Below are 26,588 nucleotides of genomic sequence, written 5' to 3'. Positions count from 1 at the left end.
TTATTTAGGAAATCCTTTCATTGTATCTCTAGCAATCTGGTTTCGTTCCGATAATAAAGGTTCTATTTGTACCCGTTTTTCACGAGCACTCATTGCCTCATTCTTCTCGATCTCCCGAATCTCGGCGTTGATATCGCTGAGTTTTTTCGCTGCTTTCTCCAACGTTTTAAGATCCCGTTTACGGGCAAAATCTTCCTTATTTAGTTTAGCTGAAGCTTTCTCACTCGATAACTTTTCTTTCAAGTCATATAGCTTCTCTGAAGATTTTGTGCTTTGTAGAGGATCAACCAAAAAGGCTTTGGCAAACGGCAATTGTTCCAGCCGCTTTTCTGGTGCGTCCGGGCGATCAACCAGACCTACTCCCTTAAGCATTGAATCTATAGCCGAAGTCGCGTAATTACCCAGTCCTGCTGTAAGCCCTTGTATTGTATTATCCATAATGCGCGGCGAGGAAAAGTTTTTTAGTGGACCTTCGTCCCCAGTAACTGCGCTTGAGATACCAGCTAAAAACTTAGCGGTTTCCGTCGTGCGAACTGGATCGTACTGATCTTTATACTTCAATCCCTGTTCGCGCTGCGGAATAATTGGGCCTTCGCGGAAAAATGAATAGTTCGCCATACCCTCGATAAATGGCCATATCGCTGTTATTTGAGCGGGTACAGCAGCGTCCTTCAATGCACGTTTTGCGAACCCGTCAAAAGCTTCTCTATCATTTTCATAAGCAAACTTCAACGCTCGTTCAGGTAGGTTTGCAAATATAGGAGCAATATCAAACGGCTTTGGTATTCTCGCAACTACATCTGTATTAGGAACAGCCCATAACCAAAAGGTGTCCTTCATCCAGTCGGCTGCATCATCTATGGTTTGGCGTTGGGTATCATTTGCAAGATAATGATTTGAAATAAAGAAACCTACTGTCGGGATCGTTACCCCTGATATCATTCTTGCTGTAGTTCCCACGGGATTTTCCTTTATGGCCCGGATCAATTTGGATTTCCCCTGAATATTTGCGTTGAGGAATGCGACAATTCGGTTGGCTTGTCTTATTCCGGAACCAGCACGAGCAAAGTCCATAAGGTCACGCGCACGGTATGCCGCTTCTTGAGGGGTAGCACCCTTCCGCAATGCAGCTCGGTATTCACCGACTTTTGTTGCGGATTCAGTTACATCCGTGATTGTACGAAGCATGTTGATAAATGCCTTGCCAGTCACAACGTTCACAAACTTTTTGCTGGGCTTCTCCTTTAGCACCGATTCCAGCGCTTTGCGGTGAATGTTTCTATCCATAGAAAGAACATTCCCATATGCTCCAAGGTTTTCAATCCATTCTTGGTACAGTTTTCCCTTTGAAATAGATTGAATCAAACCAGCCCCGAAGTCAGTAATCGGATTGAATCCACTTTTACTCACTACATAAGCTTGTAGAATATCGCGCATTGGGTTACGCAATGAAAATTCAGGAGTAAGAGTGGCGCCAGCACGTAGTAATGATGCAGGCTTAGACAAAATATTCATCATCATGGTGCTAGATTCTTTGTCTAAATTCATCAATGCACGGTAAACTTCTGGTTCCACTTCATACTTTACACTCTCACCATTCTCTTTGACATTGACCACGTTCTTACGTCCAACCTGTTCATTCTTTTTCAATTTTCGAATAAAGTTTCCATCCACATCTTTTTTAGCAAGCTTAGAAATTTCAGTAGCAACCCTATTCCGTTCAGCTGCATTCACCGTTTGGAAAATGTTTCGGACCATATTTTCAAGCGGATCTACTACTTTCTTTTCAGAACCTTTTAACGCCTTGACTGGACTAGCGACATTAGCAAGGGACTTCGATAGCCCTCCAGCAAACGCCTCAGGCGTATCATCAAAAGCCCGAAACAATGGAATATAGTTTTCCCAACGATTATCAAGCACACTAGCCAATTCCTTACTGACTACACCACTATCAACAAGCTCCTTCATCATGTCTTTGCCGACCTGCACCAGCGCTTTACGCGCCGTTTCCATTTCTTCAGATCCTTCGTACTTACTTATAACTGCTTCAATCTCTTTATTTGTAAACCCTGATTTATACCCGGCGGCATTAACATCCTTAGCGTGTACAGCAAGAGCATATCTGCCAAGGTCATCCGATGTGTACCCTGCTTTTTCTGCCGCTGTTATTACAGGACCAAGACGCTGTTTAACGATCTGATGGGCCTTTTCCGGCGCTCCTTTATATAATCTCGCCTTCTTATATAGACTGTCTTCTGCACTTGCTACACGACCTGTTACTCGCTTTTCTAGACCAGCCAATGATATAACATCATCCTCAAACTGAGATCTTATTTTCTCAATCTTCTGAGAAAAGTTTGTTCTGCGTTTAGAAGCCTTATTGCTAATTTTTGCAGCGAATGTATCTGCATCTCCAATATCTTGAGAGTTGAACCTTACGGCATCATCGCCTTCTTTTGTGGCTAGGCGTTCCTGTTTTCTCAGCTCTTCTTTTGAGGCGCGATAAACTTTTTCTGCATGCGGTCGGAAATCTTCTCCTACTTCTTTGACCATCTCTTCCGCCCAGTCAGCGAATTTAATAGTGCCTTTACCCATCTTAGCAGCACCAATGATTGACCAATCTTTCCACTCTGGCAGAGGGTTAGAGTTCAGGTTGTTCTTACGCTTCTGTATTCGCTCTCTGGCTGCTTTTTCGGCTTCGTCCAAGTAATTGTATACCCGATCTCTGACACGCGGTTGCTGGATGGTCCTGACGATTTCCTCTGCTTCTACTTCCGGTGTAATTCGTTGTTGTTCAATCTTTGCTACTTTGGCATTAGCAGCATCTAAACGCGCTTGCCTTACGCGCATGAACTCAGGTACAGCAGGATCGTTTATATTAAAGTTTTGTTGACGGTTAATAGAGGATTCGCTTATCCGCTGTACTGGTTCGCGGCTTGATCCTGGAGCCGCTCCCACGCGTTGTGCAGGAGTAGGTGCTTCACCAACAAAAGTGGAGTTACGACCAGCTGGAAGCCCTAAAGGTTCAGGCTTCCAATTCGTTGGATTAACAATCGCATCGTCTCCACGCGCTAAGCTAGAACGCTGTCCGGCCTGTGCCATGCGTTGATCGCCGCGGCCAAGAGGTAAAGCAAGTGTCTCCTCTGGCAAAGTTGCACCTCTGGTTCTTCCTCTTGTAAGGCCAGCACCTACACCTCTGATTAGCAAATCACCACCAGCTCCAAAAGCCGCCCCTAAACCTGCATTGTGTAGCATCTCCTGTCCAGACGTTTGATCCTGATTAATACCAATTGCTGTGTTTCCGACAGCACCAGCAGCGGCCCCACTGAGTGCACCACGGGTAAAGCGTTCCGCTGTCCCGGCACTTACTCCCGGGATTCTAGCGGCTTGTCTACTAATGGTATTTGTAAGTGCGTTACCAGCGCGTGTAGCAAGTACGCCTTCAGCAGCTTCCAGTGGGGCAGTTATTAGGTTCTGTCCTTGGATACCAGGAGCAGCAGGATTGATCGCTAATGCAGCAATACCACCAATGCCACCAGTGATATCAGCTACTTTATCCGCTGTAGCATTACCTGTTGTAACGTCATAGTAAGGTTTATCACCTGTTACAGCACTACCGATTTGTCCAAACGTACGTGTAGTAAATTGTCCGGGTTTATTGTCCAAAACAAGCCCGGCGATACCTTGCGCTACTGGCTTCAATGGCGCGATTGCAGGGAACCTTTCTACATCTTTATCTATGCCTTCCATCCATTGTTCATATGCGCTTAATGGCTTGATTGTTTCACCTGTCGCCGCTCTGTAAGTACCTATAGCATCCCGATTACCCTGAGTAGCTTGAGCAAAGGTGGAGTTTTCGATAAAACCAGGTCCGATTATAAGTGAAGGTGGCAACTTAAGGCGGTTCTTTTCTCGATTAGCCGCCTGTCGTTGCATCTCTTGTCCAGCATAGTTCAAACCTTTGTTTACGAAGTCTTTGACGCCCGGGCTTGTTAGAGTACTTTTTACATTGTCCAGCAAAGTAGGAGGGGAAATATCGGCAGTACGATTTCGCACAGCCGCGAATTCACTTTCCGTGTTACCGCCAACAGAATTGGGATTACTAGCACGAGCCAATACCCTAGCTCTGGCATCGGCCCCTTGCTTTTTTCGATTTCGCACTGCGTCAAATTCGCTTGCCATCTAATCCACCTCAATACCATTTATTTTTATCCCAAAATGCGAGAGCCTTCTCAGGTGTTCCGTATCTAGCTTTAATGTATTTCAATCCTGCAACTGATTGTTGATAAGGATCATTCCAGTTTGTTATTCCTTGACCGTACCCTTTACGAGTACCGTCTAAGAACTGAAATAACCCCTTAGCTGTGGACTTTGGATTTTTCGCATTTGAATTAAAACTAGACTCTCGCGCTACTAATTCTTCTACTGCTCGCTGCCAGTTGGCTGGATACCCACCGTCGGAAATCGCCTGAGATATGGCACTAGATGCAACAGAATAATTCCTTGGGTTAGCCTTAGCATCCTTAGTAGCTTTGTAATAGTTTTTGTAGGCCCCGGAGCCACCGGGGCTAGTCAGTTTCCCGAGTATAGTTTCTTGAATTTATCAATTTCCTTCTTATTCATACCGAGTGATGAAAGGATTTGACGTGTCTCAGCATCAGACAGACCAGCATCAACAACATTTTGGAACATCTCTTGACGTTTGCTTGCATCCGTAGTTATCTTAGTTCCTTCTTTGACGCTATCCCCATCTGCGTTTTTTCCATAGACAGGAACCGAATATAAGCTTTGCATGCTTTGCAGAACTTGGTTAGCTGTCAGGCCGCCAGACGCGCCGCTTGGATTTGACTGTCGGTAGTCCAAATCAGCCCATTGTCGTGCGTTATCGTCCGATTGAAGCGCAAGTGTAGCCTGACGGTAGGCTGTATTATTTTGCTCTTGCAAACTCTGCAGAGCATAGTTCATGCCGAACTGGCTAACATCTCTGTCAAAGGCTGCTTGCCACTGCTTATCTGTAATCGCATCACGTGCCACCTGATAAGCAAAGTTTTGATCATATTGACGTACACCTTGGTTGTACTGTGCTGTTTGAAGGTTCTGCGTAAATGCTTGACCTTGTGCTGCCAGATCCTGCTGTTGAGCTTGCAGAGTGCGGATACCAGGATTAACAGCGCGTGCGACGGTAGAGTTTACATTGGCTGCGTATGCATTTGGATTAACCCCCATAGAAAGAAGCTGCGCCCGTAATCCGTCAGCCTGTGCGCTGTACTGTGCCCGTTGCTGCGCGGTGACTCCCTTAGCCTCTGCTTGCTGCTTGAGGGATAAAATATTATCTACAATCCCCTGTGCACCCTCTGGCATGTAATTGCCTGTTAAGCCAGCTTCCGTGACTTTATTGCCAAAGCTACGTTGGTCCTCGCCTTGGTACATTTGCGCCAGTGTACCCATGTTAGCCAGTTGCTGTTGCTCCTGTGCTTGCTGGTTCTGGTAACGTTGGTAGGCTTGGCTGACCAAAGCTGGAACAACTTCCGTTTCTACACGGCCCATCTGATCGGCTGCAATTTCGTCCGCTCTGTCTGTGGTAATGGTACTGTTCAAGATGCCGCGACGGTTCATTTCCGCCATGTTCTGATTCGTCCCAGTCTTAATGTTCGCTTGAGCCCGTTTAAGCGCTGCCTGATATTCTGGATCGCTATTAACGTCATAGCTGAACGGTGTAGACTGTTTGGTAGCTATTTGCTTCATCAGGCCCATGAGTTCAGAACCTTGCTGCGTGTTGGCGCTCTGTGTGTTAACCGGTTTGAATGGCGCCACCGTTGGCTGTGCCTGCGTAGTAGTAGGTGCCTTATATCCCAGGTTGGTGGTTAGATACTTCTGCTGTGCCGATGTATCCAAACCAGCAGCCTGACGTTGCTGTATGACCTGTAAGGCCCGCTGCGTCTCGTTCTGCTTGTATGCAGAGTTATTGGCTATACTAGACTGGTTCTGTGCAATCTTCTTCTTTAACACTCCCTCAGCCGTGTTATAGTCTGCTCCACCATTACCAATCTGTAATTGTTTCGTGACCGCCATATCTTCACCCCTTTGGGCATAATAAAAGGACCCCCGTATGAGAGTCCTTAGTGATTATTTATTTGAATCTTCAAGCTTTACTTCTAGCTTGGCAATATCTTCATTGTACTTAGCGATCTTTGCTTTGTACTCAGTGATTTTTTTGTTATTCTCCTCTATCATTTCTTTCGCATGGGTTAAAGATTTTTTTCTATTTTCCTGAGTAATCGGATCATTGCTGTCTGGAAGAATCGTTAATTCGTCTATTCTTTTGTTGTATTTAACTTGACTGTCCTCAGTGTCACGTAACAATCCTTCCCAAAAGGCTTTATTGCTCTTTGTAGAAACTATCATAGCTTCTATATTTTGCGTGTAAACCTGTTTTGCTTCATTTTCCTGTTGAGGATTTTTCTTTGTTTCCACAGAAGGTTTTACACTAGCTTGGGTATCTATTTGAATTGTTTTTCCATCCACTTTTACACCTGCCCCCAATGAGTCGGACACAGCACGTAATGGTACGTGTGCTTTTCCGTCAACTACAATTGCATTTTCTGCTAACGCACTGCCATTGACTTTAACCGTATATTCTCCTGCTACCGTCTGCCCGACCATAGATTTAATCTGATCCGCAAAGGCGCTGCCTGCTGTAGCAACAATTGCACCAATAATAAAAGCACTTAATAGATGCGCTAATTTTTTCACGTTGATACCCCCGAATAGTAGATTTGACCCAATTCTACCATTCGACAAAGAGGTAGTAAACGAGTTTATTCTGGTGCACTTGCAGGAATAAACACTGTAGCAACAGTTCTTGTTTTACTGTACAGTTTCAAATTTCGTGTACTATTGTCGAAATTGGCATTGGTTATCATATTGTTCTCAATATTTCCGTTAATTTCTGCGAGTTGTTGCGATAGATCTTTTATATGTTCTATCTTTAAGCCAGTAACTTCTAGGGCACCTGTAAAATCTATCGGTCCTTCAAGATAAGTTTTATCATCAGTAGATTTAATATGAACACTAGCCATATTACCTACGTGCAATCCTTCTACATCGCCATAGATCGAACCGCGTGGAGAACCATTATCCATAAATAGTAGCGCCCCACCATCATCAGCTTGACCAAGTGACATGGATTCTCCACCTTGTGGGCCATACGCTTTAAATCCCTCTGGAGACATTTCCACTTTAGGGAACTGATCACGGCTGGTTGCAATGTATGATCCGTATATTTCAACCGAATCAATCACTCCAGCCGTTATTGTTCCAAGGTCAGCAGCAATAGCAGACAACTTTTGAACGTTCATTTTAGCCGCTGTAATTGTACCTGTAACAAGGATGTCACCATCAATCTCATTGATATTCCGGGTATCAAGATTATTGAGCAAATATAACAATTCCTCTGTCTGCTGAACAGCGGCATTATGAAGCTGCTTCACCAGTGAACGTAATTGATCTACATTGGACTGGCTGATATCACCTAAACTTGGGTTAACCGTAGGTAATATAACATTAGCCATTACGTTTCGACACCTCCCGTATAATACGATGTATCTTTGCTTTACCTGTACCGGACAACTTAAGGCGGTACCAAGTCTCTGGAGTACGAACAATAACAGGGATTCGGATACTTTGGATTGCACCTGTACCATTGCTGGTCGTATACACCTGATTCCACGTACCACCTTCTGTACCGCCAGTATAGGCAACATTGAGAGTAGAGCCGGGCTCTATGTCAGCTACGATAAACAGGCGGTTGATGGTCTTTCTGACTGTTTCGTCGTCTTCTGCAAACGGCTTAGTTTCAATCGACCAATTTATAGGTGAACCAGCAAAGTCATTGCCTCCCACCTTCATGATCTTGCCGTCTGCCGTACCGAAGTACAGCGTTTGACCGTCAAGGAAATAAGACGTTGCCACGAAGCTAACAGGCCACCAACGACCACCCTGTATGTCGTATTTCAATGTGACGTTAGGTTGTGTTGCCGTGCCAGTCACCAGTGATAGATAAACAAAACGCCCATCTGTGCCAGCCACACAGCGATGGGCGTATGTCGTATTTATTTGGGCAATATAATTTTTTATCGGGTCACTGATCTTCGTAGGCGCAGCGCCTCCCATGTAGTCGTAGAATCCGTCAGGACCAAGCCAGTAAAGAGAATCCCTTGTAGGCACAATAGAACGGTCTGACACGCATCCCACGCCGTATGGTTGCGTCATATTGAAATTAGTGGAGTCCTCGCCAAATAATTTATGCATGGTGTTGCGTTTGAACAATATTACGTGATTGGAGAAAGCGTTCAGGCCGCTTGGCTTTTCACCGTCGGACGTTTCCACAGTGATTTTTCCTGTGCCCACATACTTATCCGTGCTGCTCCAATCGTTAGCATCCCGTAGCCCTGAAAATGACAAAAGGTTGTCACCCTTCCCGGCTAAAAAGAACCTATTGGAGTGAGTGGTCATGAATGCACTTCCAGACGGAGCGCCAGTGACTGGGGATAATGTCGTGCCATCATATTGTTGAAGCTGAAGACTACCGTCGAGAAAATAGAGCTTGCTTCCATCAAAAAACATTGATACATCCCACAGACGGTCATCGTTAGAGTCGGAATACGAATAGATCGGCGTCCACACCAAGGAGGGGGAAAGCTTGTACAACCCGCGCGAGTTACCGCTATACCATTCTCCCTTAAACCTGAAAATTTTATTTATTAATCCTTCATGCTGCAGGTATGAGGTGTACCCATCGACAACCTGTACAGTGGGGTACACCGCTGAATCCATATTTACCACAGACAAACATTGAGAGTCATTGATTTCAATAGGCTCAACGGCTTGGTTTACCCCACCAGCTAGATTAACCACAGCCTGCTTTGTCTTTTGAGGTACGTTAGGCCAAGCTTGCATAATCAACCTCCTTACTTGATGCTTCTGGATGTTTCAACCCATCCAGTACCAGTGCATAGTAATTCGAGGACTGTGTCTGTAGTAGACTGCAAATTCACAGAACCTTGTAAGGATATATTTCCATTTGCGACACTCTTATTTTGTACGATCATAGCCCCTGTGAATATTATGGTAATTCTTTTTCCAAATGGTAGTATATTTCCGTCTAACTTAAGAGAATTCACCGTCGTGTTGCCAGTTATTTTAAATATTTCAACGTGAACAGGTATTTGCATATCGTAAGTAGACGATATCGATATGACATCTGGCGGCGAAGCCCCTGTAACATTACCATCAACACTTATAAGGTTAGATAGGCAATAGATATCTGTTACAGAGCCACTACCCTTACATACATTACCGGTTATTTTCACGTATTTACTGTCGGCAGATACATAAACTCCATACTTTTGGTTGTTCCCATTCTCAATACGGTTATTTGCAATTACTATATTTTCAGAGAATCCATCCGCTGTGACAAATGGATCTCCCAAATGAACCATAATACCCGCAGTTACAGTCATTCCATAATTGGTTTTGTTGTTCAACATTACCGTGTTACCTACAACAGTTGTATGGACGGTGGAATTTATTTCAATCCCTAACAGCCCGCTGAACGTAACCAGGTTATCGGTCACTACACATCTCGCGCAGTTGCCCATGTCTATACCAACACCAGAATTACCAATAACCATGTTACCGTCAATCACTGAATTGAGCGCTTGAACAACTATTCCCTGTTCAGATGATGTTGTACCATTCTCTATAACCTGATTATTAGTGATCATGGTACTCTCTGCCCGTACCGTAATTCCGTGAGACACATTATTGCGTACAATATTCCCATCGATAGTAACGTACCGACAAGCATTAACTGTGGTAGAGACGTATTCCAAACGAATACCATCCAGTGTATTCTCGTATATTTCATTTTCGGTAATAGTGATGTATTCTGATCCGTTCTGTACTGATCCATAACTACTAATGCCGCGTTGACTGTTATTGTGTATGCTGTTTGAAGTTATATCCAGCATTTTGGTATCGGAAAACATAATACCGTTACCATTGTTATTGGCAAACTCATTCATATCAATCTCAATGTTTGTTGAACCTTGAACAGCAACAGCGTGACCGATCACATTTTTTATGGTTACCGCTTGGATAAGCGCTGTTGTGACACTTTGCAACATGATTCCGTTATCACCAACGGTTTGTTTGCTTTTATTCCCGTCAATAGTCAGGTCAGTTATACCAACGTTTTGAATGGATGTACCGGACAGAATATGATCATTTCCAGCATCTTTAAATTTCAAAGTGGTTGTTATTTTCCCGCTGCCCATGAGCCTGACGTTGTCCCTTAATGTTAAAGGACCACACAAGTAAACCCCCGGTGTAAAGTAAACATTTCCTCCACCCAGCAAAGAAGCACTGTCTATTGCTAGCTGAATAGCGGATGTATCATCCGTTGTGCCGTTGCCGACTGCTCCAAATACTTTTACGTAGTAGAACGCATCGCCCCACATACGCTTATTGATTTCAGCATTTCGGTACTGGCTTGCAATTAATTGTGACGCTTGGCTCATGTCCACACCCCCATGACATCTTCAATAACAGGGTAATCCGGGGTTTCATCGTTAGCCTTTTCAAACTCGGTAATCAGGCCGTTGTACTTAGCGGTGTAGTTATTTACCATCGCCACATCATTAAAATTTTCGGAAATCTGAACCAGCGCACCATACACAAGAAGCATATGGAAGTCCCTATCCAATTCAGGTTCTACGGATGTGTTGCCTGCTGTTAATTGCTGTGGTTCCCGGTTATAAAATATCGTCAGTCCACCATCTATGTCCTCAATAGGTGTAGGATATATGCCTAACTCTCCACCGTCTGTGAAGTAATAGAATGGTGTATTAGCGCCTTTTTTTACATCCTGATACATGTATTCCATATCATTAACTAGCACATCAATAACATTAGTTCTAGCACAGGGTAAAGGATAGGAAAATACATCCTTCAATATGTCCATTTGCCACATCGTATTGATGCGAAATGTTGTACGAAACAGTTCGTTTTGTATCACGTTTATCTTACGGATTACACTGTCATTGGACAGGCCATGCGGGTATTTCTCTGCGATTTCGTCCAGCATTTCTTGTAATGTCACGCTGTATCACCCCTCAATAGACAAAAGAGCCCCATACGGGGCCTTATTACATTCCTTTTATTTCTGTTTTGGTACTGTTCTCGATGCGTTGGTTAACCTCACGCGTCTTTTCATAGCTATACATATAGATTTCCGCAATGGCTTGCGGTACATCAACTGGTTTACCACGAGGCACCGTGTTCACTACGCCATTAAAGACGATAGGAACTACCTTATCATTCGGGTTAGCTGGATCATCAGGTATCATAATTTTAACTTTGGGCATTGCTTTCAACTGTTCAGCTGCGCTTTTTTCATCGGCCGCCGCTTGACGTTCCAACGCTTTCTCTTCCATTTGCATTTGTTCGGGTGTTTTCTCATTATCTTTCGTCGCCATATTGTTTCCTCCTCAAATTAAAAGGAGCCCGAAGGCTCCGCGTATTATACTGTTGCTCCAGATTCGTAACGAACGATAGCCAGTTCCTGCAAACGCACAGCTGCGAAGGCGCATTTCCAGGCGACTGTATTGAATTGGTTCAACGGATCAGCTACACCACCAGAACCAGCCTGGTGAACAATGATTTCAGGTTTCATAGATCCCTCGATGTCCGGCAGGCCATACGCCCCGCGACCAAGGAAGATAGTAGCGTAAGCATCATTGGCAGCAGGAGCACCAGCCGAACCGGAAGCGAATTTAACGCCATTGTCTACTTCCATGAAGTAAATGCCGTACATCTTGCCCAGCATACCTTCCTCGCGATTCTTGGTGTCAACATAGGTATTTTGATCCTTCCATTCTTGCATCTGCATGATGTCCAATGCGACGTCCGGATGTACAAGCGCTACATATCCAGTACCACCATTAGGCAAGCGGATAGGCTTAACCTTATTACGCTTCATCGTCCGACGTACCTTCAAGATATCTAGCGCTGTGATTTTATCTGCTGGCAACAACGTACTACGTGATGCCTTGCCATTTGCATAAAATACGTTTGTACCAGCAGCCACAATGTCACGACTTATGATGTCAATTGATTCACCAGCGTTTTCCCCCATCAATCCTGATGTTTCTTGCAGTAAAGGATCTAGGCCAGTCAGGTCAATAAACTCAGATATTTTTGCCCATGCACCATACTCCTGTACAGTAGCAGTGATTTTTACGATATCCAAGTTCACACCGTCTGGAGTAACACCTTCAGTCAACGCCGTGGTGTTAACAGCCAAAGAATTCAGACGACGGAAACTGGTTGTCGCACCCTTACGCTTAGGAATGTTCTTATTTTTCTCAGCAAATTTAGTCCATTGAAGCTCGGGAATCAATCTCTCCAGCATTTCGTCTTGGTAAAACTCCGCTTGTTCAGCCGTTAATGCGTTAACTCCGGTTGTTGCGTTATACCCTTGTACTTGTGTTGCCATGTTTGGTCATCTCCTTAGATTACGCGTCCACGCCTGCTATCTCTGAATGCTTTACGCTCAGCAGGGGTCATACCGAGGTATCCACCCTTTTGATCTGGAGCATCGGCACCGAGCGAGCCTGTAGAGCTGTCCGCGTTTTGTTGTAGTTTCCGTATTGCCTCTTGTTCAGCTTGGGTTTTAGCGTTAGTAACACGTGTATCGTAGGTAGCCAGCTTGTACGCCACATCCAACGGGTAGCCATTATTAGCAGCAAGATTGATCACTTCGTCCTTGTACTTAACAAAGTCCGGGTATTGATCTGTATCCTTCTCCATACTGGTAATCTGGGCTTCTACCTGACGTAACGCGTCGGCTTCCCTCAATTCATTCAATTGTCTTTCGTACTCGCTCACCTTTTGGTTAAGAGGTTGCAAGTGGTTGCGGATAATCTCCTCATCCACATTGAGCTTTTCGGCTTCTTGCTGAATGCGTTTGTCCATTTCAGCCTGTTCCAGCGCTGCCATGTAATCATCGTGGTTATCGAAACCGTAATACTTAGCTGTGCGATCAAGCATTTCCTGATAACGCTCGGCTTGCTGGGCTTTTTCGGACACCTTATCGTAATTCAGTCCCTTTTGGACCCAATTCGGCACCTCATCCTCTGGCACAAAGCGTTCTTCCTTGTTGTACTTGACCTTTATTCCTTTGGGCTCTTCCTGTGGTGTGGAATCTTGCCCTTCTGTTTGTGTGTTAACTTGCTCTTCTACTACCTGATCGGCAGCAGTTTCAATTACTTCCTCTTCGCTATGGTTGGCGTTCGGTTCTTCGTACATGGTTGAATCCTCCTTGCTCTATGGTAGGAGCAAAATTGTATATAGAAAGGGCCTCCGCAGTCTCAGCAGAAGCCCGTATTACATGCCTATTGGCATTGGTTGTTGCATTGGTACCGCTTGTGGTGCTTGCCCCATCATCTCTGGTGCTGGCTGTTGTGGAGCAACCACATTGAGCAGCGTCATAACCTGTTGTTCTGGAGTGAGTATGTCGAACTGTGCTCTTTCCTCTGGCGACATTTGCTCAACAATCTGCTCCATCATGCCGATAATACCTTTTTTCTCGTCAATCTCTTTAAGCAACCGGTCCCGATACGGCACAACATTCTTAGGCGCCAGTCTCAGGTATTGCTCATAGGAGATATCCCCTCTATCAAGCGCCTTGTCAAGGCCAGACAATACAAGGGACTCGGAATAAGTGGACGATGGGCCAACGTCGATCTTAAGATTGAAGCCAACACCTTGGTATTGAGAACCATTAAAAATCTTCGGTTCATCATTACCGTCATCGTCCTTCATGATCACTTGGCGGTTAAGGTTGTACTTAACCTTCCAAAAATCCTCCCAAATGCGTCCGATGTCCTCTATAGCCCTATAAAAGCGGCGCTTGATAGACTCGATAGGGATTGCAGCAGCCTTTTGAAGCAGCATAATAGCCGTAGCATTAAGGTCTGCGCTGGGTGCTGATCCAGTCGCTGCCTCGTCTGCTCCAGTCATTTGCCGAGTAAAGGCCATGATGGACTCCACTAGATTAGCTGCATTAGCACTTATTGGCCCCGGATTAAGGTAACTCACTCCACCATTGCCGGGAGGCGAATTGTCCTCTATCATCTCACCCGGTGCGTTAGTCACCTTGCTCGGGTTAATAGCGCCTGACTTGTATACCAACTTAGGCCAGCCTGTAAGTTGCACAGACAGTATCTGCATAGCTACCAGTGTATTGATTGCCTTCTGGTTGGGGATAAGGCCTTCAGTGTCTCCTATGCCGTGTATGGACTTCTTACGTCTATCCCACTGCATGACCACAAGTGGGTAAAGGGATAGCCCGGTTGGTGTCGGCTTCTTGATGGTAATGCCTGATGCGACTTTACAGAACATGACTTGCCCTTTTTCTCGCCAGTAACGAGTTAATACAGTCACTTTACTGCTATCATTAAGCTCCACCTTCGCCATGTCATACCCTTGATCCTGAGTTTCCTTGTCCGGTTTGATCTGCTTTGCCATAAGTTCAGTAACACCATTGGCTTTAGCCATCTCACGGACACTTTCAACCATTTCACGGCTGTTAATAAGGATATATGGCTGCTTCTGTACATTGCGCTGTTGCGGGTTGCCAAAGAATACATTAATCGGATCAAGGACCTCACCTTCCATCTCTCCAATGTATGGGTACTTGTTGCCGCCTTTAACGTCGTTGTCCCAGTAATAATGCCATATAGCTGTGCCCGTGTTGGCCGCTGTGTCCAGTGCTTCTTCGTTAAGCTCATCCTGCTTGATACGCTCCCATGTAGCCTCGCTGTTACGGCTGAACAGTTCGCCAGGGTCATCTTCTTGCTCCGTCTGCTGATCATCCACCTCTTCGAGTGAGAATATCATCTTAATCTGCTCACTCATGACGTTCGCGACCTTATGTGTCTCGATCATCTTAATGACGTTGAATACAGGTCGTGGCAAATGCTTAGTCCTCTGTGTAGCAGCAGGCCACTGGTCGGACGCTTTGAACCGCTCATACTCAGGCCATTTATCAAGAAAGCCCATCCTACGGAAATAGGACAGGCCATCTTTATATTGCTTCTCCAGTTCTCCAGCCAGCTTATCAACTGTCTGCTGCATGCTTATTCACCTTCTTTCTTCGCAGGGCCATGTAGGTACTCTTGCATTAGGCTAATCATGCCCTGTTGCTGTGCTTCTGTGAGCGGTACAGGCGGCTTTACCTCACCTATCAACTCGCGCAGTTTGGCGTTAATGAGCTGCTTTGTTTCTTCTTCCAAGTCAGGTAGCTTGAGTAGGTCGCCTAGTTTGATAGCTTCATCCATTTGATGGCACCTCCTGCTTTAGGCATACCATTAAACTCTGGTCTAACGGGTCTGCAAGGTTATATGGGGATGGGATAGACACCCACTCTAGTTTTATTTTTGATATATCTATACCTTGTTTTCCCAAGGATTCTTTTGCGTTCTCAAAAATTAGTTCTTTGCATTCTTCAATTTCTACATCATCCAACGTTTGCACTCTGGCCCACGCTAAAAATTCTTTATCATATTTTTCATGAACCCACTTTTTAAATTCTTCCGGCCACTCTACCATCCTAAGTAGTCACCTCCTGCGTTATTGTCTTCACTACGGAACGGGAATGGCGTTGGTGGTGCTGACGCTTCTGGTAATGTTCCGCTAAAGTATATAAACCTGTGTAGTGCCTGTGACATAGCATCTACCTGATCATCATGCTTACCATTCGGGAAGCTTGCTGCTTCTTCCACAAAGTCATGTACCCATTCAACTCCGCGTGGGATAAACACGTTACCACTCTCGATATAAGCAGATACCGCATTAACCCGGGCTACCTTACCACCCTCTGGATTAACTGGTATGATACCGCCTATTTCGCTGTGTAGAGTGGATATGATTGCTGAACCGTTGGCCTTGTCCTCAATCAGTTTCCAAGCAGCATCAGGATGCTTTTGATGGACGTTCCTTATCGTCTGGAGCGTAGCCATGAAGTTCATGCGTGCACGTACCTGATCAATCAAGTACATATTAGCCCTACTCTTGCCCCACACCTGAATAACCACATAGTCACTGTCGTCATTGTCCTTGAACGCTGCATCTATACTGATCAGCTTGGAAGCCATCGGCGGCAGCGCATCGTAATATTGCCACCATTGACGCTTAAGCAAATTACCCTCTTGGCTGGTTGGCCTGCCTTGATACAACGCATTAAATGAGGATGGGTACTTTTTACGCGTTTCAATAAAATCATAGCTATATCTCTCAGGCCATAACGGATCTCCAGGATCACGGCCTAACAGATCACCTTCCTCAGCTTCAAGTGGCAAGTTAATCATAGTCATGGGTAGCGGTTCACCATATTCGGGATTCTGCAATCTCCCAATCAAATCATCTTCATGCCAACGAGTCATGATGAAAATACAAATAGCACCCGGATGTAGACGTGTAGAGAATGAGTCAACCCATTCGTCCCACATCTTATCCCGGTACACTTGTGAATCTGCTTCTTCACGGTTCTTGATCGGATCGTCGATAATCATAAGATCCGCGCCCTCACCAGTTACACCAGCGAGAATACCACGTGAGATCATACCACCTCGCGTTCCGTCTATATCCCAGTCGGATGAAGACTTGGATGTCGGGCTGATCTTAAGCGAGAACATATCTTCACCAAGTAATTTCATCTTCTGTAGATTCTTCTTGCCAAATTTAGACGCGAACGTGGTGTTGTATGATCCCTCGATGATCCGATCATTCGGGAAATGTCCCAAGTAGTAGCTAGGCAATGTCTCCGTTATCGTCATAGACTTGCCATGTCGTGGAGGAATAGAGAAGCCAAGGTATTGATTCTCCATAGGAATCTTGCCCTCTACCATAGCTTTCTTACGCTCTATTGCATCCTGAATGATTTCACAGATGAACTCGCCATGTCGGCTATCCTTGTATAACCCACCATGTGCGTATTTAACATAGTCATAATAGTTACTCTTGGCTGATTCCTTTTCCTCTGCCTCAAGCAGTTGTAGAAGCTCCATTTCCTCGGCGGCGGTTAAGCTCATCAATTCTCGCCCTCCGTTCTTCTGCGGTCAGGCTGCTTAAGTCCTGATTCGTGTTGTTGAGTCCACCAGATAAGCCAACATCCTGTTTATCCTGCCAGCCATAATTGTTTTTAAGGTTGAAGATAACGCCTGCTGGATTCTTTGTGGTAAGCAATGTTTCCTCGGTGAAATTCTCAATACGAGCCTTTGCTCTTTTTACCGTGAGGAAAAACTCTTCCCTATCTTCGTAGTTCAACAGCGTTTTACGGTCTGTTTCTAAGTGGACTGCCAATCCAGATATTGTGAATGGTTTAACCAAATGCTTCTCCACATTTCCATGGCGGTCCAATGACGGTGTCCATGTTTCCTTTCCTTCTTCATCTATCTCACGTGTCCACACTTCTTCATAACATGACTCAAAATAGCTATCTATCTTAGCTTGAAGTTCTTCAGCAGACTCAAACTTAAGTGGCCTGCCTCCTGGATGCTTATCCTCTGCCATGTGTACCTCCTCTCTCCCGTGTACCTTACTTTACCGTCACCTCTCGGTGTTTCGGGTTTAGATTACGGGATGCATGTTTATTCGATAATCTCCCAATCCTCTGCCAGCATGTCTTCCTGGTATGCTGTTGCAGGTGCGAATCCATGTCCTACGTTAGCGACAATAAATTCTCCATTCCATTCTGGCAACATGCCATTGAAGCTACCTTTAACCTCTTGTAATGCCCAATAGCCTTTCCAGTTTGATCTTTTTATTCGCTTTCCCTGTTTTATCGCCTCAATCGCTTTTCCAAAGTTCAACTGTTATATCCCTCCTTATAGGAAAACCCTCTATACGGCCTCCATTTCATTAAGCATATTCGTTCGAATCGATGGCCTTCGGCAAAACAAAAAGAGCAACGGTTACCCGTTACCCTCTCTGTACAGATATCATTTTTGATGTGGACAAGGGACTTTCACCCTTGCAAGCGGACTTTTGAACTTTGGTCATAGCTTCTCACAACCGGGTTCTTACGGTCTTAAACCAGCCCGGGACCGTTTTACGTGCGCTTTGTCCTCATGTATTCCGCCGTTCGTTCTCCGTGCGTCTATCTTCCGCCACCACATCATATTGTGAAGAAACAGCGTGGACAGCGACTGCGCATTTAGCTACCGTTGCCCATCGCATATTTCCTATACTACAATTATACCCGTTCCCGTGCTGGTTTTGTGGGAATAATATGCTGGTTTTATGCTGGTTTTATGCTGGATATCGAAAGTGTCCGTCCCTATCATACATGTGGTCGCAGTTTTCAATATGTTCAAATTCTTCGTCCAACGGTCCCAAGGCATTTATCAGATGTTTTAATGCTGATGTATGCCAAGAGGTTACCGTGCCACGATCCCGATGCAGTTCATGTGCTATTTGCTTGATAGACTTCTTGTTTTGATCCAGATATTTTCGAGTGATTACAGTTCGTTCGTTATCGGATAATACTTCATCGACTGCGCCTTTGATCATTTTAACAATCAACGAGTATCGTCTATAATCCCAATCGCCAGCCCTCATTAGCCTGTGATTTTTCATGTTTATTGGCATCAATGGTCCTGATGAACCGATACCTAAATCCATATTTCTCACAGCGAATTCATAAGACCTGTAGTCTATAAGCAATTTAATAACTTTTTCCTTATCCATCAATATCCCTCCTTCAATTCTACTAATGGCACAAAAGCAACCTCTCTGTACCCATCATGCAGTTTGTATTCTTCGTATAAGTGGAATGATGGCTTAGTCCAACGTCCGATACTCCAACCTCGTCTATCAAAATCGAAGTAGACCAGCAATGAACCTGTAACCTCATCATCTTTTAAGTCAATCATCACCGCGTATGGATGATCTATCCCAGGATGATTAAGCCGATAATGCTGTATCACGCTTTTATCTCGCTCAAGCATGTGAGGAAAAGGCAGCCGTTAGGCCACCTCTCCTTTACCGAATACCATTGCTTCTAACGCCGAGACTCTTTCCTCAATTGTCTTTCCTGCCACTTGCTCACTAGTGTTCCCTTGAGCCACTCCGTCGGTTGTGTCTTCTTCGGTTTGAAACTGTGACGGCAGTTCTACGATGTCTGCCTTTTCCACACCGCCAGATTGTGCCAGATCCTCATTAGCACGTTTTTGTTCTTCGGCTGCTCTTCGAAACTGCTCGGCCTCTTGGGCCGTTACCTCCCGATACTTACCTTTGTCTAACCAACCAAAAGTAATTTCTTCGGCTGTTTCTGCCAACTTAGCTTTAAACAATGATCCCTTATTGTCTACTTGCTCCACATCATAAATGGCTGGCAATGCATCTTTATACGCCTTAACTGCTTCTGCCAGTGCAGCAGATGTATTGCTGTTGATCACTTTAGTTGCAGCAGATGCACCAATAGCAGCCTCCGCGCGTAGGTCATCAATGTGACTGTTCAGACGTGCAATTTCTTGAGCCGCCGCATCACGTTTCTGTCCAAGATCCGTAATTTCTTCTTGTGCCGCCTGCAAATCCTTTTTAAGTCCGTCCGTTTTTTCATACAGATCGTCATATTGCTTTTGCAGATCATCGCGTTCTTTCTTTATGGCTGCCGCTTCTTCTTGTGTACGTTTCAGTTCTTCAAGATACTTTGTATCACGATCAGACATCATTTCTTGTACTGCAATTCTTAGAACCTGGTAGGCTCCTTCGTTACTGCATAGCTGACGCATTTTCATGCCGTCTACTTCAAGCCCGTCCAGTATATAAGCAATTTCAGCATGCGCTTCTTCCTCTCGCTGGCTATATTCGGCTAGTCGGGCATCCTGCTCAATATCTTGTTCCAAATCTGTAATATGTTGAGTAAGCACTGCCACCTTATTTTGGTCTGCTGCTGCAAGTTTTTGCTGTTCCGTCCGTAATTCATACCGCAAATTTTCTAGCTGTTGTTGTTTGTCCACCTATACACACCTCGTTATCCGATTATTTTCATCTCTATACTAAGATTATACCACATGTAGTGCCGTTATAGTACATTTTTCGCACTATTACACAACATTTCGTATACATGTAATACTTGACTATCTCAAATATTTGCGTATGGCAACCATTACGATTGCATAGATCAATAACGCTGCTATTAAGTCCATGTTAAGCTCCTATTTGTTTATCCGGTGGTTTACCTAAGAAACTATGACCATCCATTTTAAACCACGTAGCAGGCTCGTAGAGACCTTTTAACTTCCTACCTAGTATTCGGTCATCCATCACCAGTAACACGCCTATACGAGTCCCAGAATCGTCCATAAGGGTATATCCGTCTTTGTGGTTGATCCAACATGCTATCATGCCGCCTCTACCTCCCATACTTTGATAACGATTCGTGGTCGTTCGGAATAATATTTACGTGTGATAAGGGCAACAACTCGATTATCATCTTGCCAGGCTATTTTATTTAGAGCGTCAAAAATTCCTTTGACACAATTATCAATATCAGGCTTGACTATAGGGAATATTTTTCCTTTCAGCGCCTCATCTCTTTTCTTCTTGCTCCAGCTTTGCGGTACCGGATAATAGAATCCGATCTCCGTCCCTACAGGTCCTGATAATGGCTTATCAAACTTCTTTCTCGCCAAGTAACCAATCTTAGTTTTGTAGGTGAGGTAATTTTGTGCTGACGGGTTTTTCCACTTGCTCCGTTGCGTCATACGAACTGCACCCATTGGCGTAATATCTACCTCAAACGTTATCATGCTACGCCTCCCTGGTTTCCTCTGTTTAGCCTGTCTAACTCATGTGCCACTCTCGCTTTTGATATACCAATATTTTTAGCGATCTCTGAGCGCCGTACGCCTGCCTTTGCTTGCTGGCTAATATATTTGCTTATCTCAGGTGAAAGTGGTTCATACAGGCTTGCTATGAGCTTATCTGCGGTCTGTGGTAGCTTCTGGCTTTTAACTGGCTGTGCCTGCTCCCGTATAGATCCACCTGTACGATAATGCTTTTTCATCATGCTGCCTCATCCTCCTGTGCTTTCTCCCACTCTAACTCTGCTAATCCTTTACGTATGAATTCGTCCCAGTCTTTGTCCATTAGGTCATAGGGGTCTATTGGATTCATGGGGTATCCTCTCCTTTTAGCAAGGACTCTATTTTCTTTTCTAGAGATTCAATTTTCTTATGTGCGCTTCGGGCAAGTCCGCTTTCCGTTTTGAGCATTCTGAACATCCTTTGGGTTTCAGTACGTTCTTCCTCGATTGCCTTGTCTTTCTCATCTGTCAGTTGAAGCAAAAACTCAATGTAGTTCAATAGCCTACCTTTTTCAGGATCGACCCATCGTCCCGGTGCGTGTATATCGGCTGCTTCCAGTGCTGTACGTATCTCTTGTATCTTCTTATTCATGGTTTAGACCTCCTCAATGTCATCGACTTCAATTTCGTCTGTTTGTCCATTCCGCAAAGCATCCCGCCAGTCAATTGCGGATTCAATTAGTTCGGTTTGTTTCTTCTCGGTTAGTTCATAAAATTGATCTTCCGTCAGTTCGAGTTCCACTTCATAATCCACACGCACAGTTGCTGTTCCCGATATTCTAATCATTTCTTATTCCTCTCCTTTGATATGCTAGTAATCCCTAATCTCTAATCATCCGGCGCAAAAAGTCTGTGCATTCCGCTTTGTCATACAAATCGATCCAGTCAATTTCGTTAATTTTTGCGATACACTTATGCACGTCATCGTTGTTGTTGATTACCATGACAAGATTAAGTGCGTAAGGATTACCACCAGCTAAAAACCCCCAACCTGATCCCTGTATTGAGTGCCTACCGTAATTATGGATGTACACGAAACCTTTCAACCCTGTTTTGATCTCAAGTGTGGTAACGTTCATATGTTTCGTGATGTTTGCAGTCATGTCTTATTCCTCTCCTTGCCCTTTAGGGGCTGTGATTTTATTCGGCTGCCGCTTCGCTAGGTGATTCGGTCGCTTCGATGGCCTGCGGCCGTTTAATCCTCTGTATACCCCTCCCGATACACGCGTTTCGCATCTTCTGGTAATGTGATTTCGAATGCTCGTATCAATTCTTTTACCACCTTTTCCTCCTGATTTATTCCAAAATGTGCCCTTCTTATGGCGATTACGGCATACCCCAAAGCAGTTTCTTTATCCATGGTTTAGGCCTCCCACGTTCCATATGACCAATAACCCACACGACCGCCGCAATCTCTGCAAGTAGCTTCCTTTTCAACCACGATATGTTCATCGTAGAAATCTTCAATATTTATTTTTTTGGAATCACAATGATGGCATTTTAAAGGGTATCCATTCTCAGCAATGTATCCATCCTCGATTTGTCGGTTTATATATTCTTCAAGTTTCATTTCAACTTCTGTCATTCCTCTATCCCCTCTCCTTGGGTTACGTACGACGGGTGTTTAAGATGATCTTGCACCCTTTTTCTTGGTAGTCTGAGCATCACGAATGCGCCGAAATCTGTTAAAGCACCCTCACCCTGAATGGCATCTTCCGGTATCATCACTTGCAGTTCCAGCCGATGGTACCCCTTGTATTTCCCTTTTTTATTTGGTGCATGGACAGTGACGCCGTTAGATAGTGGGGCCAGTACAATCAAACTATCCTCATTTTGCCCTTTGATTTGATCTATCAAAATTCCTACACTTTCCTTGCTTACATCAAAAATTACATTTCGCATCCTATCTTCTTCCCTTCTTATTGGAGTCTAAGCAGACTCTATTTTTCTTTGTGGTCTACGATCTGGACCAATCATTTCAATCAACTCAGCTTGTCCGGTTATGCGACTGGCTATCTTCGGCCCGTTAAGAGGCAACCTTTGCCGGATACGACCTGTTGCGTAGTTGCTGGTCATAATGGTTACCTTGCTATGTTTCTGGCGTTCGTCCAATATGCTGAAAAGCTTTCCCTCTGCCCAGTCCTTGTAAGGCGCAGTGAATATGTCGTCTATCATCAGGATTGGCACACGGTAATACCGTTGGAGTACTTCTTCCTCTGATTCATCACTGGAACGGTTGTAGGTTGATTTAATGTCACTGAACAACTTTTCTTCGGTTACATACAGACCCGGTATCTTGCGATGGGCCAGCGCATTAGCTATACACTGCATCATGTACGTTTTCCCAGTTCCAAAAGCAGATACTTCATAAGCAGCTTTCTTCTGGACCTCTGATGCCCGTTCATCGTCACCAAAAATGTATAGCCATGTGCCCGTTTGCATGTGATCTTTTATGTTCTTTACAAACTCGATAGCTTTAGAAAATTGTGTCCGGTTATAATCATCCATTGTCGCGGTCATAAAGAGGTATGTGCGCTCTTTAGGCGAGAAACCATCCGTTGGGTTGTAGTTGTTAAATTGACGCTCATAGAAGCAGCTACAGAGCTCTACGGCGGCAATCTCTCTGGGTATGGGCTTTCCATGCTTATCTGTATAGCTATCATCCTCCACCCAGCGGAATGTATTGATGGTCCCGGTGTAATCGCACTTAGCGCAGCCATCCTTATTCGAAGTTTCTGAGCATTCTGTCGAACTCTTCCGGGTTTTCAATTGTGTTGTGTCCGAATTTTCCGATGAAGAGTTCTTCATTTTTGCTCGCATCTTTTCTACTCGCTTCTGCATGTCTTGCATCATATCGCCCACTCTTTCCACCGTTACCGCCTCCTTTTTGCTTTCTGAATGTTTCAAATGGTTTATTCTCAGATAGAAACTGATCTATGTTTTTGGGATTCATAAACTTGTCCAAAGTGAATTTGTAGGTATACCAATAAAGTTCGCTTGTAATAATAGTGTTGTAATTACCAATAGCCTCTCTCATTTCATCAATGGTCATGTTCTCTAGTCGGGCATTTATACTAGATTTCATTTTCTGAGTCAGTTCCCGATGTTTGATAATTTCGAGAGAATTCCAAAATTCATATATATCTTTTATTTCATTCTTTACATTCATATCATTCTTTACATTCTTATTATTGTTCCCCGACTGTTCCCCGACTGTTCCAACACTGTTCCCCGACTGTTCCAAGTTGTGTTCCAAGTTACCTTTTTTGAATCCTCCAAACCCTTGGTATTGCTCGTAATTAACTACAGTGAACACTGTTCCAAGTTCATGTATTCTCGTGCATATCCTTTGCGACTTCTCTAACTTCTTAATGCAACGGTTTATCACAGAAGTAGAGTATGTTTTAACTTGTCGATTTTCGATGTACTGCAAATCCTCTTGTAATTTCCTTGTTGATCTGCACCATTCACCGCGCTTCAAAATCAGGTCGTCCGCCAGCCTTACACCTTCATCGGAGAACACGGCTTTACCATATATAAGGAAGAATAGACGAAACTCAACAATGTTTTTCCATATCGGGTTTGCAAACATGTCCCGGCTGGTTTGAAACGATCCTGCCATAGTTACACCGCCTTGCTCTGACGTTCTTCAAACCAACGTCTGACCTCGTCTGGATCAAAGCGTAGTATCCGTTCTGAAATACGAATGTGAGGCATACCCTCTTTGACCAGTTCGTAGACGGTTGGTCGGCTGATCATATACCTTTTTTGCAGTTCTTTTACGTCTACTAACATTGTTATCACCTCTTTGTCTCTATTTTACTATAATACGTACAATTTGTACATCATAATGTACATTTTAGGCGTAATAGTTTACTTATCACTCAATATGACTATGATAAGAATTAGTTATTATCTAAAAAGTTGGTGTTATGATGATTCAAAATAAGTTGAATATTCTAATGTCTGAAAAGAAAATTAGAAACATATCAGAATTGGCAAGGGAGACTGATTTAGACCGCCGTACCCTTACCAACATTTATGATGAAAAGAATAAGGGAATTGACTATGTGACTCTCAATAAGCTTTGTGCCTACTTTAATTGCACAGTTGCAGATCTACTGGAGTACGTGCCGGACGAGGACTAAGCCCCTCTCTGCTCTAACCGATCCATCTTTTGCTTAATGCGGTCTATCTGCCATTCGTAGTGCATGACATCCGCATAATTACCGTATCTGTCGGCCTCGTCTCGCTTCTCTACAGCATAGGCGAGGTCAATCTTCAGTAGTGTGTAATCGTTGTTTGCTGCCATCTTTACTTTCCTCCGAGTCTTTTATGAGACGATCAAGGTAATATCTCGCCTTCTTTAAATCTTCCAATCCATTCTTACGCTCATAGCGAGAAATATATTTAATTACGTTGCCTGCTAGAAAGCCTCTATAAGCCACAGGAGACATTTTCGCATGCATGAAGTCAATTGGTTCAATGCCACCGAAAGAGTAGTGAGACGGGCGTATGGCGTCACTCATGGGCAACTCTCCCTATGCTCAAAGTGTTCGGCTCGATCTGCTCAATCAACATATACCTATCTATACTGACTACACCCACATATAACAGTAATGCGCATAATATAGAGGTATAGGCTCTTATCATGGGGTGTCTCCTTCATTCTGCAGGAGACCTCTTAGCCGAGTTATCTCGCTCGCTGCTTGGTTTAAAGCATTTTGAGTATGATGGGCAGCTGCTTCCCAATCGTCTGCACGTTCTTTCTCACGTTTCGCCTGCTGGAGCCAGTAGGTAGTAATGTCGGGTTGTTCTGCGATAAGTAATTCCCTTGACCATGCTTCATCCACTTTCATGCACAGATTCATATCCTCTTGCCAGTTACGTGGTTTATCTGTCATTGTTGTTCCTCCCTTAAAACAGGTATGGTTATTGGAGTCCAATGCGTGTGGTAAAAAGGCCAACCTGCATCCAACGGTGTACCGCAATATGGCGGTTCATCAATCGGGAATTTCCACCATAGCACAGCTCCATAATCCTCATGCCATTCTTCAATCGGTCTTGGGCTACGACTTATCTCTATTTCCTTTTGCAACTTTTCCATTTCTGCTTTCTCTTGCGCCAACCTGAAGTAAGTGGTTATTGGTGGATTGCTCATGTCCCATTTGTCTTCTTTAAGCGCTTGTTCAAATTTTTCCTTTTGTTCAAGCTCCCATAATGGAGATGGGTTCTTCTTCAAATATTCGAACATCTATATATCCTCCCTTAGTGGGTGACTGGATAATGTCATATAAGCAGCCTCTGCCCTCTGGCGCGGGCTGGCTCTCACAATTTCCGCGACTTCAAATGCAAGCCAATTTTCTTGATCAGGCAATTCTGCCAATCCTGGATGTATACATCTTTCTAAGTGATTAAAATACTTCTTGGCATTCACTCTTATCGCGGCTACCTGTACCTCCAGAGAAGCGGTAGGATCGGATGATGGTTGCCAATCCGTAACCTTGCGTCGGAACTCTTTTGTGGCTCCATCAACCCATGTAAGCCTCTCACCATCCCACCAATTTACCCAGCCCAACAAACCAGCAAGGGCAAAATCTAATTTCTCGTCGATCATATCCAACATATCTATCATCCTTCCAACGCTCAAACAGGA

General features: G+C 44.4%; 38 protein-coding genes. 1 reads left to right on the top strand and 37 read right to left on the bottom strand.

Translation table 11 applies throughout. From position 1 onward, the window contains the following. The 32 genes from ACWA2B_RS01095 to ACWA2B_RS00940 all read right to left on the bottom strand — a co-directional run bounded on the left by ACWA2B_RS01095 (position 1) and on the right by ACWA2B_RS00940 (position 24,727). Entirely contained in the window at positions 1-4,116 is a 4,116-nt protein-coding gene (locus tag ACWA2B_RS01095; RefSeq protein ID WP_449291605.1) for an LPD38 domain-containing protein, read from the bottom strand. A gap of 76 nt (positions 4,117-4,192) precedes the next feature. Then, positions 4,193-4,465: an aggregation-promoting factor C-terminal-like domain-containing protein gene (locus ACWA2B_RS01090; RefSeq protein ID WP_370682679.1), complete on the bottom strand. Its 273-nt coding sequence runs from the start codon at positions 4,463-4,465 to the stop codon at positions 4,193-4,195. 107 nt (positions 4,466-4,572) lie between these two features. Next, the gene (locus ACWA2B_RS01085; RefSeq protein WP_449291604.1) at positions 4,573-6,072 is read right to left on the bottom strand and encodes a hypothetical protein; all 1,500 of its coding nucleotides are present in this window, start codon (positions 6,070-6,072) and stop codon (positions 4,573-4,575) included. Positions 6,073-6,126: 54 nt separating this feature from the next. Beyond that, complete coding sequence (locus ACWA2B_RS01080) at positions 6,127-6,753, bottom strand: stalk domain-containing protein (protein WP_449291603.1); 627 nt, start codon at positions 6,751-6,753, stop codon at positions 6,127-6,129. A gap of 65 nt (positions 6,754-6,818) precedes the next feature. Next, positions 6,819-7,571, bottom strand: a complete 753-nt coding sequence (locus ACWA2B_RS01075) for a hypothetical protein (RefSeq protein WP_449291602.1) — start codon at positions 7,569-7,571, stop codon at positions 6,819-6,821. Continuing rightward, entirely contained in the window at positions 7,564-8,958 is a 1,395-nt protein-coding gene (locus ACWA2B_RS01070; protein ID WP_449291601.1) for a hypothetical protein, read from the bottom strand. The genes ACWA2B_RS01075 and ACWA2B_RS01070 overlap by 8 nt, the downstream gene beginning before the upstream one ends. Positions 8,959-8,969: 11 nt before the next feature. Next, a complete protein-coding gene (locus tag ACWA2B_RS01065; RefSeq protein ID WP_449291600.1) occupies positions 8,970-10,580 on the bottom strand; it encodes a right-handed parallel beta-helix repeat-containing protein in 1,611 nt (536 codons plus the stop codon). Beyond that, entirely contained in the window at positions 10,577-11,161 is a 585-nt protein-coding gene (locus ACWA2B_RS01060) for a phage adaptor protein (protein WP_449291599.1), read from the bottom strand. The genes ACWA2B_RS01065 and ACWA2B_RS01060 overlap by 4 nt, the downstream gene beginning before the upstream one ends. 46 nt (positions 11,162-11,207) lie before the next feature. Further along, positions 11,208-11,537, bottom strand: coding sequence for a hypothetical protein (locus ACWA2B_RS01055; protein WP_449291598.1), 330 nt, complete (start codon positions 11,535-11,537; stop codon positions 11,208-11,210). Positions 11,538-11,581: 44 nt separating this feature from the next. Continuing rightward, positions 11,582-12,556 (bottom strand): N4-gp56 family major capsid protein, encoded by a 975-nt coding sequence (locus ACWA2B_RS01050; RefSeq protein ID WP_341010640.1) that lies wholly within the window; start codon positions 12,554-12,556, stop codon positions 11,582-11,584. Between the two features lie 14 nt (positions 12,557-12,570). Beyond that, positions 12,571-13,368 carry a hypothetical protein gene (locus ACWA2B_RS01045; RefSeq protein ID WP_449291597.1) on the bottom strand — a complete coding sequence of 266 codons (798 nt, stop codon included), beginning with the start codon at positions 13,366-13,368 and terminating at the stop codon, positions 12,571-12,573. 78 nt (positions 13,369-13,446) lie between these two features. Beyond that, entirely contained in the window at positions 13,447-15,198 is a 1,752-nt protein-coding gene (locus tag ACWA2B_RS01040) for a portal protein (RefSeq protein WP_449291596.1), read from the bottom strand. Between the two features lie 2 nt (positions 15,199-15,200). Beyond that, positions 15,201-15,401 (bottom strand): hypothetical protein, encoded by a 201-nt coding sequence (locus ACWA2B_RS01035; protein WP_025686001.1) that lies wholly within the window; start codon positions 15,399-15,401, stop codon positions 15,201-15,203. Continuing rightward, positions 15,394-15,672, bottom strand: a complete 279-nt coding sequence (locus tag ACWA2B_RS01030; RefSeq protein WP_449291595.1) for a hypothetical protein — start codon at positions 15,670-15,672, stop codon at positions 15,394-15,396. Before ACWA2B_RS01030 ends, ACWA2B_RS01035 begins: the two co-directional genes overlap by 8 nt. Beyond that, entirely contained in the window at positions 15,666-17,153 is a 1,488-nt protein-coding gene (gene terL, locus ACWA2B_RS01025; protein WP_449291594.1) for a phage terminase large subunit, read from the bottom strand. The genes ACWA2B_RS01030 and terL overlap by 7 nt, the downstream gene beginning before the upstream one ends. Then, a complete protein-coding gene (locus tag ACWA2B_RS01020) occupies positions 17,107-17,634 on the bottom strand; it encodes a terminase small subunit (RefSeq protein ID WP_029516283.1) in 528 nt (175 codons plus the stop codon). The genes terL and ACWA2B_RS01020 overlap by 47 nt, the downstream gene beginning before the upstream one ends. Positions 17,635-17,711: 77 nt before the next feature. Further along, positions 17,712-17,933 (bottom strand): Thoeris anti-defense Tad2 family protein, encoded by a 222-nt coding sequence (locus ACWA2B_RS01015; protein ID WP_449291593.1) that lies wholly within the window; start codon positions 17,931-17,933, stop codon positions 17,712-17,714. Between the two features lie 439 nt (positions 17,934-18,372). Then, positions 18,373-18,810, bottom strand: a complete 438-nt coding sequence (locus tag ACWA2B_RS01010) for a hypothetical protein (protein ID WP_449291592.1) — start codon at positions 18,808-18,810, stop codon at positions 18,373-18,375. Continuing rightward, a complete protein-coding gene (locus ACWA2B_RS01005; protein WP_449291591.1) occupies positions 18,810-19,070 on the bottom strand; it encodes a hypothetical protein in 261 nt (86 codons plus the stop codon). Before ACWA2B_RS01005 ends, ACWA2B_RS01010 begins: the two co-directional genes overlap by 1 nt. A gap of 18 nt (positions 19,071-19,088) precedes the next feature. Then, positions 19,089-20,084, bottom strand: coding sequence for a hypothetical protein (locus tag ACWA2B_RS01000; protein WP_449291590.1), 996 nt, complete (start codon positions 20,082-20,084; stop codon positions 19,089-19,091). A gap of 190 nt (positions 20,085-20,274) precedes the next feature. Continuing rightward, the gene (locus tag ACWA2B_RS00995) at positions 20,275-20,472 is read right to left on the bottom strand and encodes a hypothetical protein (RefSeq protein WP_449291589.1); all 198 of its coding nucleotides are present in this window, start codon (positions 20,470-20,472) and stop codon (positions 20,275-20,277) included. Continuing rightward, positions 20,469-20,876, bottom strand: a complete 408-nt coding sequence (locus tag ACWA2B_RS00990) for a RusA family crossover junction endodeoxyribonuclease (RefSeq protein WP_254351590.1) — start codon at positions 20,874-20,876, stop codon at positions 20,469-20,471. The genes ACWA2B_RS00995 and ACWA2B_RS00990 overlap by 4 nt, the downstream gene beginning before the upstream one ends. After that, entirely contained in the window at positions 20,873-21,136 is a 264-nt protein-coding gene (locus ACWA2B_RS00985; protein WP_449291588.1) for a hypothetical protein, read from the bottom strand. The genes ACWA2B_RS00990 and ACWA2B_RS00985 overlap by 4 nt, the downstream gene beginning before the upstream one ends. Positions 21,137-21,239: 103 nt before the next feature. Then, positions 21,240-21,524: a hypothetical protein gene (locus tag ACWA2B_RS00980; protein WP_449291587.1), complete on the bottom strand. Its 285-nt coding sequence runs from the start codon at positions 21,522-21,524 to the stop codon at positions 21,240-21,242. Positions 21,525-21,527: 3 nt separating this feature from the next. Further along, positions 21,528-21,719, bottom strand: coding sequence for a hypothetical protein (locus tag ACWA2B_RS00975; RefSeq protein WP_326106762.1), 192 nt, complete (start codon positions 21,717-21,719; stop codon positions 21,528-21,530). 34 nt (positions 21,720-21,753) lie between these two features. Next, complete coding sequence (locus tag ACWA2B_RS00970; RefSeq protein WP_326106761.1) at positions 21,754-22,035, bottom strand: hypothetical protein; 282 nt, start codon at positions 22,033-22,035, stop codon at positions 21,754-21,756. Between the two features lie 92 nt (positions 22,036-22,127). Beyond that, the gene (locus tag ACWA2B_RS00965; RefSeq protein ID WP_330707744.1) at positions 22,128-22,292 is read right to left on the bottom strand and encodes a hypothetical protein; all 165 of its coding nucleotides are present in this window, start codon (positions 22,290-22,292) and stop codon (positions 22,128-22,130) included. Positions 22,293-22,295: 3 nt separating this feature from the next. Then, complete coding sequence (locus ACWA2B_RS00960) at positions 22,296-22,517, bottom strand: hypothetical protein (protein WP_449291586.1); 222 nt, start codon at positions 22,515-22,517, stop codon at positions 22,296-22,298. After that, positions 22,514-22,834: a hypothetical protein gene (locus ACWA2B_RS00955; RefSeq protein ID WP_449291585.1), complete on the bottom strand. Its 321-nt coding sequence runs from the start codon at positions 22,832-22,834 to the stop codon at positions 22,514-22,516. The genes ACWA2B_RS00960 and ACWA2B_RS00955 overlap by 4 nt, the downstream gene beginning before the upstream one ends. A gap of 27 nt (positions 22,835-22,861) precedes the next feature. Then, complete coding sequence (locus ACWA2B_RS00950) at positions 22,862-23,701, bottom strand: ATP-binding protein (RefSeq protein ID WP_449291584.1); 840 nt, start codon at positions 23,699-23,701, stop codon at positions 22,862-22,864. Next, positions 23,655-24,554, bottom strand: coding sequence for a hypothetical protein (locus ACWA2B_RS00945; protein WP_449291583.1), 900 nt, complete (start codon positions 24,552-24,554; stop codon positions 23,655-23,657). Before ACWA2B_RS00945 ends, ACWA2B_RS00950 begins: the two co-directional genes overlap by 47 nt. A gap of 2 nt (positions 24,555-24,556) precedes the next feature. After that, a complete protein-coding gene (locus ACWA2B_RS00940; RefSeq protein ID WP_080658591.1) occupies positions 24,557-24,727 on the bottom strand; it encodes a helix-turn-helix transcriptional regulator in 171 nt (56 codons plus the stop codon). Positions 24,728-24,864: 137 nt separating this feature from the next. Here ACWA2B_RS00940 and ACWA2B_RS00935 point away from each other — a divergent pair, with 137 nt between their 5' ends. Beyond that, positions 24,865-25,080: a helix-turn-helix domain-containing protein gene (locus ACWA2B_RS00935; protein WP_081317538.1), complete on the top strand. Its 216-nt coding sequence runs from the start codon at positions 24,865-24,867 to the stop codon at positions 25,078-25,080. Here the strand turns inward: ACWA2B_RS00935 and ACWA2B_RS00930 are convergent. The 5 genes from ACWA2B_RS00930 to ACWA2B_RS00910 form a co-directional block, all read right to left on the bottom strand. After that, the gene (locus ACWA2B_RS00930) at positions 25,077-25,244 is read right to left on the bottom strand and encodes a hypothetical protein (RefSeq protein ID WP_153795528.1); all 168 of its coding nucleotides are present in this window, start codon (positions 25,242-25,244) and stop codon (positions 25,077-25,079) included. The genes ACWA2B_RS00935 and ACWA2B_RS00930 overlap by 4 nt on opposite strands. Next, positions 25,207-25,461, bottom strand: a complete 255-nt coding sequence (locus ACWA2B_RS00925) for a DUF3310 domain-containing protein (protein ID WP_449291582.1) — start codon at positions 25,459-25,461, stop codon at positions 25,207-25,209. The genes ACWA2B_RS00930 and ACWA2B_RS00925 overlap by 38 nt, the downstream gene beginning before the upstream one ends. Before the next feature lie 120 nt (positions 25,462-25,581). Further along, the gene (locus ACWA2B_RS00920; protein ID WP_449291581.1) at positions 25,582-25,836 is read right to left on the bottom strand and encodes a hypothetical protein; all 255 of its coding nucleotides are present in this window, start codon (positions 25,834-25,836) and stop codon (positions 25,582-25,584) included. Then, positions 25,833-26,186, bottom strand: coding sequence for a hypothetical protein (locus ACWA2B_RS00915; RefSeq protein ID WP_449291580.1), 354 nt, complete (start codon positions 26,184-26,186; stop codon positions 25,833-25,835). The genes ACWA2B_RS00920 and ACWA2B_RS00915 overlap by 4 nt, the downstream gene beginning before the upstream one ends. Beyond that, positions 26,187-26,558, bottom strand: a complete 372-nt coding sequence (locus ACWA2B_RS00910) for a hypothetical protein (protein ID WP_449291579.1) — start codon at positions 26,556-26,558, stop codon at positions 26,187-26,189. Positions 26,559-26,588: the final 30 nt, after the last annotated feature.

Source organism: Paenibacillus sp. CMM36, from assembly GCF_053570945.1.
Note: the sequence above shows the minus strand (reverse complement) of the source record. Positions and strands in the feature narration are given on the sequence as shown.

Bases quoted from the DNA above. Each gene is read 5' to 3' on its own strand.
- ACWA2B_RS01085 (WP_449291604.1), bottom strand. From the start codon at position 6,072: ATGGCGGTCACGAAACAATTACAGATTGGTAATGGTGGAGCAGACTAT.
- ACWA2B_RS01075 (WP_449291602.1), bottom strand. From the start codon at position 7,571: ATGGCTAATGTTATATTACCTACGGTTAACCCAAGTTTAGGTGATATC.
- ACWA2B_RS01070 (WP_449291601.1), bottom strand. From the start codon at position 8,958: ATGCAAGCTTGGCCTAACGTACCTCAAAAGACAAAGCAGGCTGTGGTT.
- ACWA2B_RS01065 (WP_449291600.1), bottom strand. From the start codon at position 10,580: ATGAGCCAAGCGTCACAATTAATTGCAAGCCAGTACCGAAATGCTGAA.
- ACWA2B_RS01055 (WP_449291598.1), bottom strand. From the start codon at position 11,537: ATGGCGACGAAAGATAATGAGAAAACACCCGAACAAATGCAAATGGAA.
- ACWA2B_RS01050 (WP_341010640.1), bottom strand. From the start codon at position 12,556: ATGGCAACACAAGTACAAGGGTATAACGCAACAACCGGAGTTAACGCA.
- ACWA2B_RS01045 (WP_449291597.1), bottom strand. From the start codon at position 13,368: ATGTACGAAGAACCGAACGCCAACCATAGCGAAGAGGAAGTAATTGAA.
- ACWA2B_RS01040 (WP_449291596.1), bottom strand. From the start codon at position 15,198: ATGCAGCAGACAGTTGATAAGCTGGCTGGAGAACTGGAGAAGCAATAT.
- ACWA2B_RS01035 (WP_025686001.1), bottom strand. From the start codon at position 15,401: ATGGATGAAGCTATCAAACTAGGCGACCTACTCAAGCTACCTGACTTG.
- ACWA2B_RS01030 (WP_449291595.1), bottom strand. From the start codon at position 15,672: ATGGTAGAGTGGCCGGAAGAATTTAAAAAGTGGGTTCATGAAAAATAT.
- terL (WP_449291594.1), bottom strand. From the start codon at position 17,153: ATGAGCTTAACCGCCGCCGAGGAAATGGAGCTTCTACAACTGCTTGAG.
- ACWA2B_RS01020 (WP_029516283.1), bottom strand. From the start codon at position 17,634: ATGGCAGAGGATAAGCATCCAGGAGGCAGGCCACTTAAGTTTGAGTCT.
- ACWA2B_RS01010 (WP_449291592.1), bottom strand. From the start codon at position 18,810: ATGGATAAGGAAAAAGTTATTAAATTGCTTATAGACTACAGGTCTTAT.
- ACWA2B_RS01005 (WP_449291591.1), bottom strand. From the start codon at position 19,070: ATGCTTGAGCGAGATAAAAGCGTGATACAGCATTATCGGCTTAATCAT.
- ACWA2B_RS00995 (WP_449291589.1), bottom strand. From the start codon at position 20,472: ATGATAGCATGTTGGATCAACCACAAAGACGGATATACCCTTATGGAC.
- ACWA2B_RS00990 (WP_254351590.1), bottom strand. From the start codon at position 20,876: ATGATAACGTTTGAGGTAGATATTACGCCAATGGGTGCAGTTCGTATG.
- ACWA2B_RS00985 (WP_449291588.1), bottom strand. From the start codon at position 21,136: ATGATGAAAAAGCATTATCGTACAGGTGGATCTATACGGGAGCAGGCA.
- ACWA2B_RS00980 (WP_449291587.1), bottom strand. From the start codon at position 21,524: ATGAATAAGAAGATACAAGAGATACGTACAGCACTGGAAGCAGCCGAT.
- ACWA2B_RS00975 (WP_326106762.1), bottom strand. From the start codon at position 21,719: ATGATTAGAATATCGGGAACAGCAACTGTGCGTGTGGATTATGAAGTG.
- ACWA2B_RS00970 (WP_326106761.1), bottom strand. From the start codon at position 22,035: ATGACTGCAAACATCACGAAACATATGAACGTTACCACACTTGAGATC.
- ACWA2B_RS00965 (WP_330707744.1), bottom strand. From the start codon at position 22,292: ATGGATAAAGAAACTGCTTTGGGGTATGCCGTAATCGCCATAAGAAGG.
- ACWA2B_RS00960 (WP_449291586.1), bottom strand. From the start codon at position 22,517: ATGACAGAAGTTGAAATGAAACTTGAAGAATATATAAACCGACAAATC.
- ACWA2B_RS00955 (WP_449291585.1), bottom strand. From the start codon at position 22,834: ATGCGAAATGTAATTTTTGATGTAAGCAAGGAAAGTGTAGGAATTTTG.
- ACWA2B_RS00945 (WP_449291583.1), bottom strand. From the start codon at position 24,554: ATGGCAGGATCGTTTCAAACCAGCCGGGACATGTTTGCAAACCCGATA.
- ACWA2B_RS00940 (WP_080658591.1), bottom strand. From the start codon at position 24,727: ATGTTAGTAGACGTAAAAGAACTGCAAAAAAGGTATATGATCAGCCGA.
- ACWA2B_RS00935 (WP_081317538.1), top strand. From the start codon at position 24,865: ATGATGATTCAAAATAAGTTGAATATTCTAATGTCTGAAAAGAAAATT.
- ACWA2B_RS00930 (WP_153795528.1), bottom strand. From the start codon at position 25,244: ATGGCAGCAAACAACGATTACACACTACTGAAGATTGACCTCGCCTAT.
- ACWA2B_RS00925 (WP_449291582.1), bottom strand. From the start codon at position 25,461: ATGAGTGACGCCATACGCCCGTCTCACTACTCTTTCGGTGGCATTGAA.
- ACWA2B_RS00920 (WP_449291581.1), bottom strand. From the start codon at position 25,836: ATGACAGATAAACCACGTAACTGGCAAGAGGATATGAATCTGTGCATG.
- ACWA2B_RS00915 (WP_449291580.1), bottom strand. From the start codon at position 26,186: ATGTTCGAATATTTGAAGAAGAACCCATCTCCATTATGGGAGCTTGAA.
- ACWA2B_RS00910 (WP_449291579.1), bottom strand. From the start codon at position 26,558: ATGTTGGATATGATCGACGAGAAATTAGATTTTGCCCTTGCTGGTTTG.